This window comes from Brucella sp. H1_1004, assembly GCF_047308065.1.
Lineage (GTDB): Bacteria > Pseudomonadota > Alphaproteobacteria > Rhizobiales > Rhizobiaceae > Brucella > Brucella pseudogrignonensis_B.
The window spans coordinates 500,933-519,726 of the sequence record NZ_JAYKZA010000004.1 but is presented as its reverse complement, the minus strand read 5'-3'; the positions used below and the strand labels follow the sequence as shown (position 1 = coordinate 519,726).

The window sequence follows — 18,794 nt, the reverse complement described above, 5'->3', positions numbered from 1 at the left end:
TTTGAGGAGATTGGTCGGACATTGTTTGATCCTCGGGGTTGAGGGTAGCAGGAATTTTGGGGGTGCGGGATGAGCCGGGGGCCGCTCATCCCGCAAGTCATATTACTTACGTGCTTCGAGCAACTTGTCGACATTGTCGGCTGTTACTGGCGTCCAAGGAACATTGTATTCTTTGTCCTTGCCGTCGTTGAATGGCATATCAGGATATTGTGCCCAGATGTCAGACTGTGGCTTGTAATCGCCCTTCTTCGCATGGAAGATTGCGAGGTCCATAGCACCCTGCGCCTGAGCGCGTGCGTCCTGAAGGATCGATGTCATGGTGCCGGCCTTAACAGCGTTCAGCGCATCGGTCACACCGTCGATACCAGCGATAGCAAAGTCGTCGACCTTAAGGCCTGCCGACTTGATTGCTTCAATCGCGCCGAGTGCCATTTCGTCGTTCTGGCCGATGACGCCGTTGATTTCGCCCTTATGCGAAGTCAGCCAGTTTTCCATCAGTGTCTGTGCTTCAGCGCGCGACCAGTTTGCGGTCTGCTGTTCAAGAACTTTGACGTCCGGGCATTCAGCAAGTGCCTTTTTGTTCCCTTCTAGGCGCGAAACCTGCGCCGACTGACCGATTGGGCCTTCGATAATGACCACATTACCTTTGCAGCCAATCTTGTCGAGAACGGCCTTGGCTTCCATATATCCAGATACTGCATCGTCTGAACCGACATACGCAGCCAGAAGATCGGAGTTCACACGGGTGTTGGAACCAACAACCGGAATATTTGCATCGACCGCGGCCTGGACGGCGGTGGCACCAGCTTCAACATCGATGGGTGCAAAGATGATTGCGTCAAACTTCTGCGTGATCATGTTGTTAAACTGTTCCTGCTGAACGAGCGCGTCATAACGACCGTCGAAAACCGTCAGCGAAACTTCGCCGCTCTTCACAGCTGGATGCTCTTTCAGAGCTTCAGACCAGATCTGCATGAATTCAGCGTTGAGGCCGTAAGGCGCCGCGCCAATCTTCAGCTTATCCTGAGCATGTGCAGCACCTGCAAACAGCGCCGTGGCAGATGCCAAAGCAATAAGCAATTTCTTCATCGGTATTCTCCTCCACAATATCCGCCATGACTAAATGTGCGGTGTTCGTTGCGCCAAGTGACTGGCAATTGGTAGTTTTTAGAAATCAGGCGCTCTGGTTGCGCTTCTGATCGAGCATCACTGCACCGACGATCAGCGCGCCTTTGAGAACCTGCTGGTAGTAAGATTCGATACCCATCAGATCGAGACCGTTGTTCATCACGCCAATGATGAGCGCACCAATCAGCGTTCCTGTCACACGACCTACGCCACCGGAAAGGCTGGTGCCGCCGATAACAACCGCAGCAATTGCATCGAGTTCGTAAGCAATACCGGCCTGTGGCAGCGCTGAGCCAGTACGAGCTGCAAGCATCATGCCTGCGAGGCCTGAAAGTGCACCGGAGATGACATAAACAGAGAAGCGGACGCGGGTGACATTGATGCCCGATGTCTTTGCTGCATGTGGATTGCCACCAACCGCATAAATGTAACGACCAAAACGGCTGCGCGAGAGCACCCACCAGGCAGCTGCAAACACGATGACCAGAATGATCACAGGCATTGGAATGCCGAAGACTTTTTCGGTACCGATCCAGCGGAAATCGGGTGTCAGAGCAGGTACAGGCTTACCGCCGCCATAGATAAGCGTCATGCCGCGTGCTGCCGAAAGCATACCAAGCGTTGCAACGAATGCAGGAACTGAGAAACGCGAAACGATCCAGCCAACCAGTCCGCCGCAGGCGCAACCAACCGCAAGACCAGCAGCAATAGCAACAATTGCCGGATAGGGGCCACCCGCAACACCTGCCGTTGCAGAGGTTGTGGCCAGACTTGCTGCGACAATGCCTGTAAGAGCTGCAACCGAGCCAACAGACAAATCAATGCCGCGTGTCAGAATAACAAACGTCATGCCAACGGCCAGAACGCCGTTGATTGAGGTTTGCAGCAACACGTTTGAGATATTGCCCGTTGTCAGGAAGTATGGATTTGACACCGACAGGATGAAGACCAGAAGCAGGAAAGCGAGGAAGATGCCGTATTCCTGAATGATCAACCGGCGCTTTTCAGAAGCGAACCAGCTGGTCGATTGTGTGTTTTCGTTGTTGCTCACGTTTTCTAGCCTCTCCCAGCCTGCCAATGTCAGGCTTAATTCTCAATCTTGCGCGCAGAGCGACATCCATTGTTAGGTAGACAGATGCACCAGCTTTTGTGCATCAGTGTCGGCCCTTTCATAGACGCCAGCCGATTTGCCCTGCCGCATCACAAGGATGCGGTCAGACATGCCCAGAACTTCGTCGATTTCAGATGAAATCATAACAACCGTTCCGCCTGACGCAGTGAATTCGCAGATGATGCGATAGATTTCGCGTTTTGCGCCCACATCCACACCACGCGTTGGCTCATCAAGCAGCAACAAACGCGGATTACGCAGGAACCATTTTCCGAGCACAACTTTCTGCTGGTTTCCGCCCGAAAGACCTGAAACCGGCATCGTATCGCGTGCTGCCTTGATGCCAAAATGCGCAATCATTTTTGCACTTGCCGCAGCTTCTTCGCGCTGGCGCATAGCAAATGACGGCCTCATCTCCGGCAGGCTCGCAAGGCAGATATTGGCCCGCACGCTATCTGTGAGGTTAAGCCCTGTCAGCTTGCGATCTTCGGTGACAAAGGCAATACCTTCAGCCATTGCATCAGCAGGCTTGCTCACTTTAAGCGCGCGGCCCTCAAGCTTTATTTCGCCTTTGCTTGCCTTATCAAGACCGAAAATGCAGTTGAAAATCTCGGAACGACCCGAACCCATCAGGCCGTAAATACCAAAGATTTCGCCTTTGCGAACCGAGAAGGAGATGTCTTCAATCTTACCCGGCAGAGCGAGATCAGAAACCTCAAAACCAATCTGAGCGGTCGGCTCATTGGTTTTGATAAATTCTTCGCCAAGCTCGCGCCCAACGATCAGACGGATCAGTTCCGGGCGATCAATATCGCTCAGCGCACCCGAACCGACATAACCACCATCGCGGAAAACTGTATAGGAATCTGCAATCTGAAAAATTTCAGACAGGCGATGCGAGACATAGACAATGCCTTTGCCCTCAGCCTTTAGTCGCTCGACTGCCTTAAACAGATGTTGCGCTTCTTTTTCACCGATGGCCGATGTCGGCTCATCCATGAAGATCACATCAGCATTGTGACTGAATGCCTTGGCGATTTCCACGAGCTGCATTTGCGCAACGGACAACTGGCTCATCACCTGTGTCGCGCGAATGTCGAACTCCAGACGATCCAGAAGCGCCTGCGCTTCACTGTTCATCTTCTTGAAATCGATGCCGCCAAATCGCGTTGAAGGCTCGCGACCGAGATAGATATTTTCTGCGACACTCATATGCGGAACAGGGCTCAGCTCCTGCTCGATAATCGCAATGCCGGATTTCAGCGCTTCCGCAGGTGTCGAATACTGAACCTCTTCACCACGCAGCCAGATCTTGCCGCCGTCGCGCTGCTGGATACCCATCAGAATGGAGAGGAACGTGGATTTGCCTGCGCCATTACCGCCGCACAACGCATGGACGGAGCCTGCACGCAGTTCCAGCTGGCCATCGCGAAGTGCTGCAATACCGCCAAACGATTTTTTTAGGCTCTCAACTTTCAATAGCGTCTGCACGGCATCCTCCTTGACCACGCATGACAAAAATCATCGACTGATCGACAAATGTCAATATATGTATTTTACATTTGTCGAGTTTAACACGTCATTTGTAATTTTAGCCGCGGCGAACCAGCTGAAGCTCAAATATTGAAGTTGTCGCACCCTTGGCCACGTCGTAGCGAAAACCATCAAAGGGTACTGTTACGTCGTCACCTTTACTTAAACTTGAACACGGTCTTCATTCTGTCTATGATGTTGATATTATGTGGATTTCAGGCATGCGATTTCGCGCCACATGTTTGTGGCGGCTTGTCGTAACTCAAGGCGATCGGTGGCGTTGAATTGGTTTCGGGGGAAATAATTTAGGTTGTAGATCGGATCATGTATCGACGTAAAGCTTTGCACATGTTTCGCTGATTTAAAGCGCTTTATACCACGCTCTCGTCGTCGGATCGGTTGATGTGAATTCTCTGCCCGATTGTTCAAACCTTTATGCTGGCGATGATCGCAAACACCAAGGCTTATTGCTCGCCTAGAAGCGTCCTATGATCTTGGTCTATCAGTGACCATAATCCGTGATGCACAGCCCAGAGCAGGGAGCAGCTTGCGCATGAAACGCTTGGCTGTCTTGGTATTGCGGCGTTTCTGAACAAGGACATTCAGCACGAAGCCACCCTGATCAACGGCTCACCAAAGAATGTGATGTTGACCCTTGATGGATATCACACATTCGTCGAGATGCCATTTGTCACCAAGCCGTGGCGAGCGACGACGGATGGTATTGGCATAGGCTGGCCCGAACTTCTCAGCCCATTCGTACACTGCCTTATATGTGACGAAGATTCCGCGATAGGCCAGCATGTCTTCAACCATGCGAAAGCTTAACGGAAAGCGGAATACAACCATACGGCTTCTGCAAAAATCTCTGCGGATAACGATCGCGGTGATAAAGTGAAGAACGAGGTTCGGTCATGCTCTACTATCATCACATAATATTGCGCCAGAGATAATTTAACGGTGCCGGAAATCTCGGCGCTGCGCGGCGTTTCTTCAGGAAAGCCATCGCAAGCAATGGTATTCCCAACAAGATTGTCCTTGATAAAAGCGGGGCTAATTTGTCTGGTGCGCTGGCTGTAAACAATATCCTTGAATAGGATCATCGCTTCATCAAGCGGATCAACAAACATATGTTAGGCTTCAAAACCCTTCATTCAGCTTCTGCTACCTTGCTGGGATCGAAGTATCACACATGATCCGTAAGAACCAATTCGCAAATGACAATCACTCGCCATTCATAGTGTTCGCGGGGATCGCTGCATAATCACGTCCAGAGATAAGCTTGTTCTTAACCTACTAAATATTTGCGACACAACCCGTGCCGATTGTTCCTAATGAAGCCAGTTATGGTTGATTATTTCGAAATTTCAGAGTGGTTTTAGAGTAATTTTTTTCTGCGTCGCTCTTGCAATGGCCGGTGCCGAATAAATAAGCGGAACCGGCTTCGCATTGAGCCAATTCTCGTGGATATTTGAGTAGTTGTGCGATCCGGGCACACCAGACTGACCTGGGTTGTTGACGAAGAGACTATTATCCCAATCGCCGACATCTATAATCATGCGAACAGATGGCCCCGCGACTACCGAGAAGTCGTGCAAACGATAGGTTGCATAATTCAGCGTCGAACTGCTGCCACCAAGCGCTATAGACTTCAGTGACCAATCCCTGTCTGTCAACGACTGCAAGGGATGGCGGAGTTCAAGCTTATGAATGGTACCCCATGCCCATTGCGTAGCATCCGCCCCCATCAAAGAGGCGCATTCAGCCCAGGCATCGGTGAGACTTTGTTGAATAGCCACAATATGCCTGGGAGATGTTTCCGCCTTTTCCAGCCATGACACAATGCTAGGTGAATCAAATGGCATGAGCAGCGATGCAACATCCGGGGCAGCACCCTCGGCCTTTGCAACAAGTGGACCAAGGTACTTGTTCAACCAGATTTCAAAAAGCGCTGCCGGTGCAGATCTTGCCGAAAGGTCCGCATCCCAATCGCGAAGAAGTAACACAGCCGGGTCATCACTATGCTGGAACAGCACCTTGAGGCTTTCAAGTGCCCGCGCGGCAATGGGCGAAAAAGTGCAGGCTTGCAGGCGCACACAGTCTTCAAGCGATATTGGCGCTTTGCTTGAGAGTGCTTGATGCAAGGTGTCGTGACGACTGCTATCCAGCCATTCATAACCAATCGCCGGATTAGCAGCTGTCCACGCATCAGGGACGTTCATGGCGTTGGCGGTCGCGATAAAGCCGCGTTGAGGATTAACTTCAGCAGGGCCAGACTGCGGAGCCAGATAACCATTCCACTCATAACGCCCATCACCGGGAACAGGTAAAAGTCCGTCCCAGTTCTCACGAATAGGTGTCGCGCCTGAAGGCTTCCATGCAATGGTGTTTGTTGTATCTGCATAGATGTGATTAACCGACGGACATCCCCAACCATCCAGTGCGTTGGCATAGTCAGCATAGTTTTTCGCCCGCATGACGGACAGGCTGGCCATATAAGGTGCCATGCCCGCATCCATCCAGACTGTGCGCAGACCAAAGGCGCGGTTGTTCGCTATATCCTCATAGAGTACAGGACCATGCCGCGTGAATTTGAGTTCGACGGTTTGATCCGGATGCCCTTTAACAGGGATGTTTTCAGTAATCGTCGTGAACTTCTCCCAACTGCCTTGATAGGCATATTGGTCGTTGTTGTTTTCATCGGTCTGGTAGACGTAAATGTCTTCCTGATCGGCTCCAAAGATTGTGAGGCCAAAGGCTGCGGTGCCGTTATGCCCCATGGAAATTCCGGGAACCATAGGCTCGCCTGCGCCGATCACATCAAGGCCCGGCATGGTCAGATGAACGACGTAGCGGATGGATGGTAAGCCATGGGTCCGATGCGGATCGAGTGCCAGTATCGGTCGCCCGGTCGTGGTCTTTTCAGCTGCGATTGCCCAATTATTGGACCCCTCTTCAAAAGAGGCGCGTGCGATGTCGCCGGATGCCGAAAAAACCGTCCAGAGACCTGCTTCATCAAGTGTTGCAGCCAAGCGTTCTTTGGAGAAGGTGGCGGGACTGACTGCAAGCTGGAAGTCACGCAAAACCCTGTCAGTCATGATGTTGGGGTCAAAGCCATCAACCGGCTTTGGCACCACGCCATGCGACAATTCCTTGCGCAACTGATCGAGCTTACCACCTAGCTCCACACCCGCTTTTGCCATGACTTTTGAGCGCAGAAGCTCGGATGATGCATTGCGTGTCAGCGAATGGGTGCGTACGCGCACAACGTCTTCAGCACACCAACGATCAGGCTTGTGACCGAGGAGAGAGAACTCCGGTGGAAGCGCCCTTTCGCCTACTTCACAGGCATCGATATATGCATTGATGCCTTGAGCAAAAGCCGTGCATATCTGTTCAGAATCCGGACCATAAGCTTTCCATTCAGGAGCCATGTCTCCGCGATAAAGCAGCAGGCGTGCGGCCCTGTCCTGCTCAAGATAGCCGGGCCCAAAATCACGCGCCAACAGACCAAGCCCGCGCTTGCGCGCTATGTCGATCTGCCAAAGCCGATCGCGCGCGGCATTAAAACCTTGCGCGAAAAAAAGATCATGCAGATTTTCCGCCCTGATATGGGCGACGCCCCATTGATCCACGTTGATCGTGACTTCGCTCAGCAAACCCGCAATGCGGGTTGCTGTTGATCTTGTAGCACCGGCCATGGCCGCACCTCTGGCTGTTATTCCAGTGAGAGAAACAGACCCGCATGAAGGCGAGCACGTTCGACCAGACTGTCTTCGAAAATATGCTCGCCCAGCGTATGCAGACCTTCACCACGCACACCAATGGAATCGATTGTCGGGACACCAAGCGCTCCGGTAAAATTACCGTCCGAGCCGCCACCCGAACTTTGCACCGACATGGTAAAGCCGATCTCTTTTGCAATATTATTCGCAAAGTTGAAAAGCTTCATATCCTGCGGCTGCCCCGGCTCCCAAACAGGACGGGTAACGCCGCGGGTGACGATCAATTCAACCCCGTCTTTATCTCCGCCAAGCGCCATGATCCGCGCAACGCCGTCTTCAAGGTCTTTCTGGGTCTTCGCCATGCTAAGCGCTTCAGCATTACAACTTGAAGAAACACAATTAACCCATTGACCCGCATGGATAACACCTACAGAGAAAGTGCAATCGTCTGTTGTGAGCGCTTCGATCTCGATAATTTTTTCGGCCATACGACGGATTGCCGAGCGGCCTTCTTTGAGCAGCCAACCGGCGTGGCTTGGCTTGCCGACAGTCTCAAGATTGTATCGCGCGATTGCATAACGACCCACAACCGCGCCGCCATCACGCAGTGCAGGTTCCGGCACCAGCACATATTTGTTCTTGAGCGCTTCCTGCTCTATCAGATCGCGGGTCGACGGTGTGCCGACTTCTTCATCCGGCGTCAGAAGGAATGTAACGGGAAGCTTTGTTGCAAGCCCGCCTCGTGCGATCTCACGCATGGCTTCAAGCGCCACGAAGTTGCCACCCTTCATATCCTGAATGCCGGGGCCGTAAAGTTTACCGTCCTCGCGTCGATAGGGATTGATGTTGATCACACCGAGCGGATGAACGGTATCAAGGTGACCTGACACCAGAATACCCGGCTTGCCCTGATCCTTGTGCGGGAAACGAGCGCGCAGGGAGCCGCCGAACCCCATGCGACCCGGAATGAATTCAATTGTGGCACCTGCCGCGGCAAAATCATAGGCGGCAACCTCGACCATGCGGTTCACGGCGCTTGCATCGAAAGTCGGGCTTTCCGTTTCAATCCAGGGGCGCAGACGCCCGATCATGTCATCGAGGTTAAATGGCAATTCATGCATGCTCATGCTGCAAAGTCCTTGTTTACTGGCAGGCGGGTTTCCACGATCCGGGCATAGATCGACGCGCCGATTGGCAGAGTTTCAGGCTCAAGCACAAAAGCAGGATTATGCAGCGCAGCTTTACCGCCATGCATCACGTTGATGTAAGCACCCGGCACACGCGCGAGCATATCGGCAAAATCCTCGCTGCCCATGAAGGCTGGGCAATCATCGCTTACATTGTCTTCGCCCAGCACATCGCGCGCTGCCGCCATATAAGCATCGGATAGTTCATGGTCGTTGCGCAGGACATCAAAGACGTTGCGAAGATCGACATCAACCGTGATACCGTAACCCGCAGCCACACCCGCACAGATTTCACGGATACGGCTTTCTGCAAGATCGCAGACGCGCTGCTCGAAATAGCGGATGGTGCCAGTGATCGTTGCCACTTCGGGCACGATATTATAGGCGCTGCCAGTATGAAACTGCGTGCAGGATACAACGCAGGCATCCGTTGCCGGGATGTTGCGCGACACAATGGTCTGCAACTGACCAACCATATCCGCACCAATCACCAGAACATCGCGGGCATTATGCGGCTGGGCGGCATGGCTTCCCTTGCCTGTCAGTTTGATATCGAAGAAGCTTGCGCCAGCCATAGCCGCCCCCTTGCGGATAAGTGCTTTGCCGAGTGTGCCCATAGGCTGGTTGTGCATTCCGTAGATTTCGTCGCAAGGGAAACGCTCAAACAGTCCTTCGGCGATCATGCCGCGTGCTCCACCCAGACCTTCCTCGGCCGGCTGGAAAACAAAGACGGCAGTGCCTTCGAAATTGCGTGTTTCTGCAAGATATTGTGCAGCACCAAGCAGCATGGTTGTGTGCCCGTCATGCCCGCAGGCATGCATTCGGCCGGGATTTTGCGACGTGTAAGACACGCCCGAAATCTCGTCGATCGGCAGCGCATCCATATCTGCACGCAGCCCCACACGACGATTGCCAGGGTTTCGGCCTTTCAGAATGCCAACGACACCGGTTTTGGCGATGCCCGTATGCACCTCGTCAAAGCCCCATTTTTCTAAGAGTTCCGCTACAACGCCTGAAGCATGTTGTTCCTCAAAGCCAATTTGCGGATGACGATGCAGATCTTCGAAAACCGCGCGCATCTCGCCGGCTTTCTCCTCAATAAACGGTATGACGGGCATAATTTCATTCCTAATTGAAACACTGAAGATAGTCAGGCAGCGGGGCGTCCCGCCGCAAAATCCCAGAAGCGACCGGGCGCCGCCTCTATTAAAGAACGCGTGTATTCATGCGAAGGCTTGCCAAGCACGTCGGAAGCATTTCCCTGCTCAACAACCTGTCCGCGTTTCATCACCAAGACTTCATCGCAAATCTGCGCGGCCACTCGCAGATCATGGGTGATGAAAATGATCGCAATGCCGGTATCGCGCTGCAATTCGGCGAGAAGTTCGAGAACCTGTGCCTGCACTGAAACGTCGAGGGCAGAGACAGCCTCGTCGGCCACCAGAATGTCCGGTCGAAGGGCTACCGCACGCGCAATGGCTATACGCTGTCGCTGGCCACCGGAAAACTGATGCGGATAACGCTTCAGCGAATCCTCCGGAAGCGAAACGATCTTCAAGAGACGTTTGGCTTCAGCGACTGCCTCTTCATAAGGAACACCATAATTGACCGGGCCTTCCGTCAAGCTTTGCTCAATTGTCCAACGCGGGTTCAATGAGCGGAATGGGTCCTGAAACACGACCTGAAGCTTCTTGCGAAAAGGCTTCATTTCACGTTTTCCAAGATGCGCAATATCACGCCCGTCCACGACGATTTCGCCCTCTGTCGGCTCGATCAGACGCATGATCGAGCGAGCAACAGTGGTTTTGCCGGAACCGGATTCGCCGACAATTCCAAGTGTTCTCCCAGGCTGAAGCTCGAAGTTGACCTCATAAGACGCTTTGACGCCGGGCTTTGTACTGAACAATCCTCCAGCTTTATAAGTCATGCCAAGGTCACGAACGCGAATGACCGCTTCATGGCCCTGTGGCTCACGCGCTAGTCGCGGAATGAGGCTTGGCACAGAGCCAAGCAGGTCTTTGGTATATTGCTGTTGTGGCGAGGTTAAAACATCACGGATGGTTCCGCGCTCGACGATCTCACCCCTGCGCATAACACAGACACGATCAGCAATTTCGGCAACCACACCCATATCATGGGTGATGAACAACACAGCTGTTCCATGCTTTTCCTGCAACTCCGCAATAAGGGACAGAATTTGTTTTTGCGTGGTCACATCCAATGCAGTGGTTGGCTCATCGGCAATCAGAACCATCGGCTCAAGGATAAGCGCCATAGCGATCATAATACGCTGTCGCTGCCCACCTGAAAGCTGGTGCGGATAGCTTTGATAAATGCGCTCTACATCGGGCAGATGTACCTGCTCCATGATGTTGATGACTTTGGCACGCTTGGCCTCTGACGAAAGGCTGGTATGAACATCCAGAACTTCCGTGATCTGCTCACCCACCCGCATAACGGGATTAAGCGCCGTCATTGGCTCCTGAAAGATCATGGAGATACGTGTTGCACGCATCTTTTTCATGTCCGCTGCCGACAGCTTGAGCAAATCGGTGCCGTCGAGCCTGATCGCACCTTCTTTGACCAGAAGTGCATCTTTCGGCAAGAGCCCCATTGCGGTGAGCGACGTTACCGACTTGCCTGAACCGGATTCGCCCACGAGACAGACGGTTTCGCCCTTGCGAATGTCAAAGCTTACGCTACGCAGAACTGGTGTGCCGCCCGGAAGCGCCACAACAAGATTTTCGACATCCAGAACGACAGGCTCATTTGTGAAATCACGATTTCGCAGTTCCATATCAGCCCTCTCGCTTTTTCAGACGTGGGTCGAGTGTATCGCGCGCTGCGTCACCCAAAAGATTGATCGACAAAACGCAGAGTGTCAGCAACAGACCCGGCCAAAGCACGATTGATGGCTTGATGCGGAAAAACAGGCGCCCCTCGGCCATGATGTTGCCCCAGGTCGGAATTTCTGTGCTGATACCGGCACCGAGAAACGAGAGGATTGCTTCGGTAAGGATTGCGGATGCCACAATATAAGTGCCCTGCACAATCAGCGGTGCCATCGTATTGGGCAGCAGATGCCGGAACAGAATCTTCGGTGTGCTTGAACCAAGTGCTAAGGCTGCTTCAACATACGGTTCCTCACGCGCGGTCAGAATGACAGAGCGGACCAGACGCACGACGCGGGGAATCTCCGGAATGGTGATCGCTATGATGACAGAACCAATCGATGGACCGTTGAGAGCGACCAGAGCAATCGCGATCAGGATCGATGGCATCGCCATCAAAGCATCCATCATACGCATGATGATAGCATCCGCCGTACGGAAGAAACCGGCAATAAGACCGATGATCACGCCGACCCCGATAGAAGCTGCGGCTGCCAGAAGCCCGATCAGCAGCGAAATGCGCCCGCCAAGGATCATGCGCGAAAACAGATCGCGACCATAATTGTCAGTTCCAAGCAGATATTCATCCGATGCAGGCTTAAGCCGCATCATGGGGTTCATGGCGAGCGGATCGTGTGGAGCAATCCACGGTGAAATGAGGGTGAGAAGAAGGATTGCGCCAAGAAGAAAGGCGGCAATCATCGGCCCGATACCAACGCGTGCAACGCGCGGCAGCGAGAACATGCGGAGCATCCAATGCATACCCGCTGATGTTTTTTCTGAGCGCATCAATAACGAATCCTTGGGTCGAACAGTGTATAGGAAAGGTCGATCAGCAGATTGACGAACACATAAAGCGCGCTTGTCAGCAAGATCATCGCCTGAATAACCGGATAATCGCGCGCGAGAACTGCATCGACCGTCAGGCGCCCTATGCCCGGAATATTGAAAATGCTTTCGGTCACGACCACGCCGGAAATCAGCAGGGCAAAGCCGGTGCCAACGATGGTCACGACCGGCACAGCTGCGTTTTTGAGCGCGTGAACGAAGAGCAGTCGGCGATCATTCACGCCTTTTGCACGCGCGGTGCGAATATAATCTTCGCCAAGCACATCAAGCATTGCCGCACGGGTCATGCGGGCAATCAGCGCGATATATATCGAAGCGAGTGTAAGAGCTGGCAGAATTGCGCGCTCCAGAAAGCCACCCAAGCCCGATGAAATCGGCTTGAAACCCTGCACCGGAAGCCAGCCAAGATTGACCGAAAAAATCAACAACAGCACATAGCCGACAAGAAAGACTGGAACGGAAAAGCCAAGAACCGAAAAGCTCATGACGAGATAATCAGCCCATGACCGGTGGCGCCATGCAGCAACCACACCCATTGGAATAGCGACAAGCACTGCGATGATAATGGTCAGCACAGCGATAGAAATTGTGGGGCCGATACGCTGCGAAACCATGTCGAGAACTGGCACGCCGGAAATCAGCGACACGCCAAGATCGCCCTGCAGAATATTCCCCATCCAGGTGAAATACTGGGTGAGTATTGGCTCATTAAGGCCCATTGCTTCGCGGATGCGTTCAAGCTGTTCGGTGGTGGCGGCATCGCCAGCCAGAATTGCAGCCGGATCACCCGGCGTCAGTCTCAGGAGGAGGAATACAAACACCGATACCAGCAACAACACCGGCACGAGTGCGAAGATACGTTTTAACAGATAGACAGCCATATGCGCGTCCCGCTTGAGGTGGGACCGGCAGCGTGCCGGACCCACGTTGAACTGGGAGCTATCGCACGAAGCGCGATAGCTGCGGGCGGATTACTCTTCGGTCTTTTTCACATTCCAGAAGACCGGAACAGGCGAACCAAGCATATCAACGACATTAGTTCTGCGGCCCTGCGGCGGGTTATATTCACCCAGCGGAATATAGAGAACATTTTCGAGTGTCTGCGCCTGTATCTTCTCTACCGCAGCTTTCTGCTCTTCAGGCGTCTTGGCCGCGATATATTCTTTTTTCAGCGCTTCAATCTTCTCGTCTTCCGGCCAGCCAAACCAGCCCTGCTCACCACGACCGTTCAGCATGACAGAATTCAACGGTGTTGCAATTTCTGGAATCTGCCAGTTGGTGAAGAACATATTCCAGCCGCCCTTTGCAGGCTCATCTTTCGATGCGCGACGGCCAACAAGGGTTTGCCAGTCCATCGGTTGCATATCGACAGTGAAACCGGCTGCACGCAATTGTTGGGCTGCAACGACGGGCTGTGGTGACAGACTGGAAACGTCGGTTGGCTGCATCAGGACAACCGGCTTACCATCATAGCCAGCCTTTTTGAGAAGCTCTTTTGCTTCTTCGATATTACCCTTTGCTACAAGGCTTTCAGCGCCGACATCTGTAGCGTTCGGCGTGCCGCAACCAAAAATCGCACCGCAAACCTTATAGTAGTTCGGATCGGCCATAAGAGCAGCCAGCACCGGTTCCTGCGACATGGCAAGGAATGCTGCGCGACGAATTTCCGGGTTATCAAAAGGCGGATGCTTGAAATTGAGGCGGCCCATTGTCTGATAGCCAAGCGGATCGCGCTGTTCCAATACAACCGTATCATCGCCGTCAAACAGCGGCACCAGATCGACTGGAACCTGTTCAATGTAGTCGATTTCTCCGCTTGTCAGCGCATTTGCAGCGGTTTGCGCATCCGTCATAGTGATCCAGCGAACCTTATCGACATTGACAACCTTGCCGCCCGCCATCCAGCTGGCTGGTTCGCTGCGCGGTACGTAATCTTCGTTCTTTATGTACGTCACGCCGACGCCCGGCTGGAACTCGGCGGGTACGAACTTGAACGGCCCCGAACCAATATGTTCGGTAATCGCTGTGTCGGCAGGTGTTGCCGCGATACGCGCTGGCATAATGAATGGAGGTAATGCGGACTGCTTGGCAATCGTATCGAGGAACGGTGCGAATGGCTCCCTCAGCGTCCAGACGATCGTTTTATCGTCGTTTGCTTTGAGCGAATCTGTGATGTCCATGATCAGCTGGCCACCGGTATCGCGCTTAGCCCAGCGTTCAAGCGAAGCGACAACGTCCGCAGCCGTTACCGGCGCACCATCATGGAACTTGAGACCATCGCGTAATGTGAAAGTATAGGTTTTGCCGTCATCTGAGACGGTCCACTCTGCCATTTGTGGTTGAGGCTTGAAGTTTTCATCGACGGCAATCAGCACGTCATAAATCATATAGGCATGATCGCGGGTAATGTGCGCAGTGGTGATCACCGGATCGAGCATACGCAGATCCGAGTGCATAACAGCAGTGAGTGTTGTTTCTGCTGCGGCATGTCCGGCACTCAATGCAATGAGCGAAGCTGCAATGCCGTACTTGAACTTGCGGAGGATAGTCCCAGTCTGTGGTGGTTTAAAAAACGTCATATACTTGGTTCCTCTGAAGGTTGTTATTATTGTTTTATTTGAATGGTTCTCCGAGTGGCTCCAGCCGAATGCCGGAACGCAAATTCTTCCATGATAGTTTTGCAGGGCTAAGCGGCATTGCGCCTGGAGCGGTGCATACAAGAAGCTTTTCGGCAATTGGGGCAAAATCAGCGCGGAAATGAACCGAACTCTTATTGACCAGAATGGCTTCCTGTTCAGGCTCAATACCGACCATGCGATAAAGCGCACGATCCGCCATCTGTGCGAGATTTGTGGTCACGACAACCCTAGTTCCACCGAGCCGCAGACAGGCCGATGGCCCCATATCAAGCCACGTCCCACCATAATAGGGGCCCGTTGCATGCGCCTTACCGTCAGATAGCTTTTCGACGGTAAATTTAGCCTTATATGGCTCGTCACCTGCAATGCCCGACTTCCCGCCGAGTGCAATTTCGACTTCGGCACCTTCTCCTGCCAGATGTGCAATCTTCGCTGCTTCCGCGTCATGCATACAGCCAATCGAGGCTCGCTTTGCACCACTTGCAACAAGCGCACGTAACATGCCAGTCGTGTCGGAGCTACCACCGGCACCGGGATTATCCTGCGTATCAGCAATGACGATTGGGCGGCTTGCATCGCGGGAAAGCTCTATCGCCTTCTCAACGCCTTCTTCTGGCAAATATGCTGTCCCTGCGAATGCAGGTTCTGCCGCAGCCAATGCTTCCAGTATCTGATCGGCATAGGCTTCAACAGCTTGTTTGTCCCAGCCATACGCAAACACCGATGGGCCACATTCGGCAAAATCAGCCGCCGGGAAACCCATAAACAATGAAGCCGTTTCAACGCCTTCCGGCAGATCAATGGTCCTGCCGTAAAGGCCTTTGGCGGGCTGTTCGTCCGTGCATTGCCAGGCAATCGGAATGAGATAATCACCTTGTCGCATTGCCTTATGCCAGCCGTGAGGCTTGTCCATCAGCGCCTGTAATGCTTCTGCTGCACGATAACCTGTTTCGGCCATATCAATATGCGGATAGGTGCGGAAGCCAACCATGACATCGGCATAGTCAAACATGCGCCTTGTGATATTGCCATGCAGATCGAGCGCTACGGATAGCGGTTCACTTGGGCGCACCGCACGAACGCGCTCAAGCAGTTCGCCTTCGCCATCATCAATATGCTCAGCAACCATGGCGCCATGCAGATCAATGAATATACCATCAAGCGGACCACAGTCTTTCAACCCTGCAACGATTTCGGAAACGATTGTCTCATAGGCATCTTTGGTAACGGGTGCGGAAGGAATAGCGCCGGCCCACAAGATCGGCACGACTTCCCAGCTCGCTTCCCGCGCAAATTTCAGCGCCCCGGCGATACCAAGATTAACATTCTGCGCATTTTTGAAAATCGCGTCGCCACGCGAAAGCGGGATATATCCGCCGCCCTGAATAAACGCTTCTAACGTTGCAGGACTGGCCGCAAAAGTATTTGTTTCATGCAAAAAGCCAGCTACAGCCACGCGTTTTGACACGAGCGTACTCCCATCTTCCTGGTTTGCCCCCTCGGGCTATTACGTGTATCTGTCAGCGATACATCTATATTGATTTTTTATGATAGGGACCAACTTTGACGCTTGTCAATCATTGAATCTGGATTAAAGCTTTTTCTTATGAACACATTTCGGGACTTGCGCGGCATTTCAACTTTTGATCCGGACGAAGCGGCAGCGTTTCAGGACGACCCGCTATTTCTGCGCTCTGTCGCAAGAACGGTTGCGGTCATGTCTGCTTTTCAAACTGCGAGACATCCATTGTCTCTTAGTCAGGTTGCAACTGCTGCGGGCATCGATAGAAGCGCCGCACAGCGCATTATTCATACGCTTCTTGCACTGAACATGCTCGCTCGTGACCCCGACGATCGCGGTTATTTGCCGGGGCTGCGTGTACTCGACATGACCCATGATCTTTTGCGTCTCAACCCGATGTTACAGCGTGCAAATCCAGTCATGCTGGAGCTTCGTCGCCGCGTGAGCGAGCGCGTTGATCTGTCTCTTTTTGACGATGTTCGCGTGATATACGCGTTGCGCATGCCCTCAAAACATGAGGTCTTTAGTGCAACTATAGTTGGCAATGCAGTTCCGACCTATTGCACGGCGGGCGGGGTAGCAATTCTCTCGCGACTGCCAGATGACACAATTGCCGATATTGTCAGCCGCTCGGACATGACACCATTTACACCGCATACCGTGCGGGATTTGGAAGGTGTGATGGACTGTGTTCGTGCCACACGCGAACGGGGACACTCTCTGCTGTGCAGGCAGTTGCTCAGCCATGAGGTTGTTATTGGCGCGCCCATCGTGGATTGGAAGGGCGCGCCGGTCGGAGCTATTCATGTGGCCGGGAGCTTACAGGAATGGACACCTGAAAAATTTAGCGAAAGCTTTGGGCCACTCATCCAAAACGCAGCCCAAACTATTTCGGAACCCAAAAGAGTTTAGGCTCCTTACGATCTTCAAGAAAACGACAGAGCCAAAGGATCGATGGTGGTTCTCCGGCCGTAAGTCAACTCGCCGATCAATGCCACAATAGCGTTTCGATCAATTCTGAAGTGGCGATGATGATCACCAATCGTTCCTGTCTGACCAAAATGCTCCACGGGTGTTGCCAACTTGTTTGATGGAGACCGCACGAAACCGTTTTGCTCGTTCTCATGCGGTCATTTCAGTAGTGTAGTCATGCCATAATGCAAATGCATCATTACGTGCATGACGGTAGGAACGAGCTGTGGGTTAATGGCGACGCGGACGGAAAATCAGGTTAATCTGATCGTGAGCGGCAAGAAACCTTTGTGCATGCCGCGCTGACTTGAACCGTCCAAATATCTTCTCGCGTTTTCGGGTTGGCCTATGCGAGACGTCGATGGCGTTATTCAGGCCGTTATGGGCTCGGTGATCCGTATCTGGTGAAAGGTTTTGTATCGGCTTAATGTAACTGCGCAGCTAATCCGTCACGACCACACGTGGTTGACCGAATTGCTTCACCAGTCTGCAGAAAAACCGATTGGCAGCCTTTGTGTTACGGCGCGTTTGAACCAGAATATCAAGAACATCGCCGTCTGCGTCAATTGCCCGCCAAAACCAGAACCTCTCTCCGCCGATCATCATGACGACCTCATCGAGCCGCACGCCCCACCTTAGTGATAAGTGGCACCTGGATGAAGTTGTCATCACTATCGAGGGCGAGCGGCATTTTCTGTGGCGTGCCGTTGATCAGGATGGCTTTGTGCTCGCAGTTCTGGTGCAGAAGCGCCGCAATACTAAGGCTGCGAAGCAGCTTCATCCGTAAATTCTTGTTAGGCCAACGGGTTGCTCCCTGCGTCATGATCACGGATAAGCTGGGCTCTTACGCTGCCGCCAACCGGGCTGAGAATTCGCATCAGCCAATCCGGCGACGTGAGCGAGTCATGAAGCGGTTTAAATCGGAACCACACTTGCAACGTTTCGCATCCATTCACGATCCGACTTACAATCTCCACTACTTTACCCGCAACCTTCTCACCTCAGCAGACCACCAAGAACTCCGCCCGACCGCCACCAACATCTGGCCGAGATCGCATTCCTCGTTTCGATCTGAAATCGGCTCAATCCCTTGCACGGATCATCAGATATGAGAAGTTTGCGACAGAACCAGAATGACTTACGTCTGTACTCTGCTTAACTTAACAGTGCCGTCCGTACCCCCACTCCACCAGTTCTCAGCTACAATCAACAATCGTGGAATCAAACATCTAGCTAT

12 protein-coding genes and 4 pseudogenes are annotated in these 18,794 nt (G+C 52.9%); 3 read left to right on the top strand and 13 right to left on the bottom strand.

Going from position 1 to position 18,794, the window contains the following annotated elements; translation table 11 throughout:
* Positions 1-102: 102 nt before the first annotated feature.
* The 4 genes and pseudogenes from U2P60_RS21215 to U2P60_RS21200 form a co-directional block, all read right to left on the bottom strand.
* Entirely contained in the window at positions 103-1,089 is a 987-nt protein-coding gene (locus U2P60_RS21215) for a substrate-binding domain-containing protein (protein WP_413574340.1), read from the bottom strand.
* Between the two features lie 85 nt (positions 1,090-1,174).
* The gene (locus U2P60_RS21210) at positions 1,175-2,179 is read right to left on the bottom strand and encodes an ABC transporter permease (RefSeq protein ID WP_413574339.1); all 1,005 of its coding nucleotides are present in this window, start codon (positions 2,177-2,179) and stop codon (positions 1,175-1,177) included.
* Between the two features lie 72 nt (positions 2,180-2,251).
* Positions 2,252-3,730, bottom strand: coding sequence for a sugar ABC transporter ATP-binding protein (locus tag U2P60_RS21205; protein WP_413574338.1), 1,479 nt, complete (start codon positions 3,728-3,730; stop codon positions 2,252-2,254).
* A 246-nt stretch (positions 3,731-3,976) separates the two neighbouring features.
* A pseudogene (locus tag U2P60_RS21200) lies at positions 3,977-4,688 on the bottom strand (IS6 family transposase).
* Positions 4,689-4,740: 52 nt separating this feature from the next.
* Between U2P60_RS21200 and U2P60_RS21195 the strand changes: the two are divergent.
* Positions 4,741-5,036, top strand: a pseudogene (locus U2P60_RS21195) (DDE-type integrase/transposase/recombinase); the annotation flags it as partial.
* Positions 5,037-5,139: 103 nt separating this feature from the next.
* On the opposite strand, the gene U2P60_RS21190 reads toward U2P60_RS21195, so the two are convergent.
* The 8 genes from U2P60_RS21190 to U2P60_RS21155 all read right to left on the bottom strand — a co-directional run bounded on the left by U2P60_RS21190 (position 5,140) and on the right by U2P60_RS21155 (position 16,531).
* Positions 5,140-7,473: a penicillin acylase family protein gene (locus U2P60_RS21190; RefSeq protein ID WP_413574337.1), complete on the bottom strand. Its 2,334-nt coding sequence runs from the start codon at positions 7,471-7,473 to the stop codon at positions 5,140-5,142.
* 17 nt (positions 7,474-7,490) lie between these two features.
* Positions 7,491-8,624, bottom strand: a complete 1,134-nt coding sequence (locus U2P60_RS21185; protein WP_413574336.1) for a M20/M25/M40 family metallo-hydrolase — start codon at positions 8,622-8,624, stop codon at positions 7,491-7,493.
* Complete coding sequence (locus tag U2P60_RS21180; RefSeq protein ID WP_413574335.1) at positions 8,621-9,802, bottom strand: M20 aminoacylase family protein; 1,182 nt, start codon at positions 9,800-9,802, stop codon at positions 8,621-8,623. The genes U2P60_RS21185 and U2P60_RS21180 overlap by 4 nt, the downstream gene beginning before the upstream one ends.
* 32 nt (positions 9,803-9,834) lie before the next feature.
* Entirely contained in the window at positions 9,835-11,481 is a 1,647-nt protein-coding gene (locus U2P60_RS21175) for an ABC transporter ATP-binding protein (protein ID WP_413574334.1), read from the bottom strand.
* 1 nt (position 11,482) lies between these two features.
* On the bottom strand, positions 11,483-12,364 hold the full coding sequence (locus tag U2P60_RS21170) for an ABC transporter permease (RefSeq protein ID WP_413574333.1): 882 nt from the start codon (positions 12,362-12,364) through the stop codon (positions 11,483-11,485).
* Positions 12,364-13,305 (bottom strand): ABC transporter permease, encoded by a 942-nt coding sequence (locus U2P60_RS21165; protein WP_413574332.1) that lies wholly within the window; start codon positions 13,303-13,305, stop codon positions 12,364-12,366. Before U2P60_RS21165 ends, U2P60_RS21170 begins: the two co-directional genes overlap by 1 nt.
* A 90-nt stretch (positions 13,306-13,395) precedes the next feature.
* A complete protein-coding gene (locus U2P60_RS21160) occupies positions 13,396-15,003 on the bottom strand; it encodes an ABC transporter substrate-binding protein (protein ID WP_413574331.1) in 1,608 nt (535 codons plus the stop codon).
* A 34-nt stretch (positions 15,004-15,037) separates the two neighbouring features.
* On the bottom strand, positions 15,038-16,531 hold the full coding sequence (locus U2P60_RS21155) for a M81 family metallopeptidase (protein ID WP_413574330.1): 1,494 nt from the start codon (positions 16,529-16,531) through the stop codon (positions 15,038-15,040).
* A 138-nt stretch (positions 16,532-16,669) separates the two neighbouring features.
* Here U2P60_RS21155 and U2P60_RS21150 point away from each other — a divergent pair, with 138 nt between their 5' ends.
* Positions 16,670-17,497: an IclR family transcriptional regulator gene (locus tag U2P60_RS21150; RefSeq protein ID WP_413574329.1), complete on the top strand. Its 828-nt coding sequence runs from the start codon at positions 16,670-16,672 to the stop codon at positions 17,495-17,497.
* A 210-nt stretch (positions 17,498-17,707) separates the two neighbouring features.
* Here the strand turns inward: U2P60_RS21150 and U2P60_RS21145 are convergent.
* A pseudogene (locus U2P60_RS21145) lies at positions 17,708-18,178 on the bottom strand (IS6 family transposase); the annotation flags it as partial.
* 1 nt (position 18,179) lies between these two features.
* On the opposite strand from U2P60_RS21145, the pseudogene U2P60_RS21140 reads away from it, so the two are divergent.
* Positions 18,180-18,669: pseudogene (locus U2P60_RS21140) on the top strand (IS6 family transposase); the annotation flags it as partial.
* Positions 18,670-18,794 lie beyond the last annotated feature (125 nt).

Bases quoted from the DNA above. Each gene is read 5' to 3' on its own strand.
- U2P60_RS21175 (WP_413574334.1), bottom strand. From the start codon at position 11,481: ATGGAACTGCGAAATCGTGATTTCACAAATGAGCCTGTCGTTCTGGAT.
- U2P60_RS21190 (WP_413574337.1), bottom strand. From the start codon at position 7,473: ATGGCCGGTGCTACAAGATCAACAGCAACCCGCATTGCGGGTTTGCTG.
- U2P60_RS21215 (WP_413574340.1), bottom strand. From the start codon at position 1,089: ATGAAGAAATTGCTTATTGCTTTGGCATCTGCCACGGCGCTGTTTGCA.
- U2P60_RS21180 (WP_413574335.1), bottom strand. From the start codon at position 9,802: ATGCCCGTCATACCGTTTATTGAGGAGAAAGCCGGCGAGATGCGCGCG.
- U2P60_RS21185 (WP_413574336.1), bottom strand. From the start codon at position 8,624: ATGAGCATGCATGAATTGCCATTTAACCTCGATGACATGATCGGGCGT.
- U2P60_RS21150 (WP_413574329.1), top strand. From the start codon at position 16,670: ATGAACACATTTCGGGACTTGCGCGGCATTTCAACTTTTGATCCGGAC.
- U2P60_RS21165 (WP_413574332.1), bottom strand. From the start codon at position 13,305: ATGGCTGTCTATCTGTTAAAACGTATCTTCGCACTCGTGCCGGTGTTG.
- U2P60_RS21170 (WP_413574333.1), bottom strand. From the start codon at position 12,364: ATGCGCTCAGAAAAAACATCAGCGGGTATGCATTGGATGCTCCGCATG.
- U2P60_RS21160 (WP_413574331.1), bottom strand. From the start codon at position 15,003: ATGACGTTTTTTAAACCACCACAGACTGGGACTATCCTCCGCAAGTTC.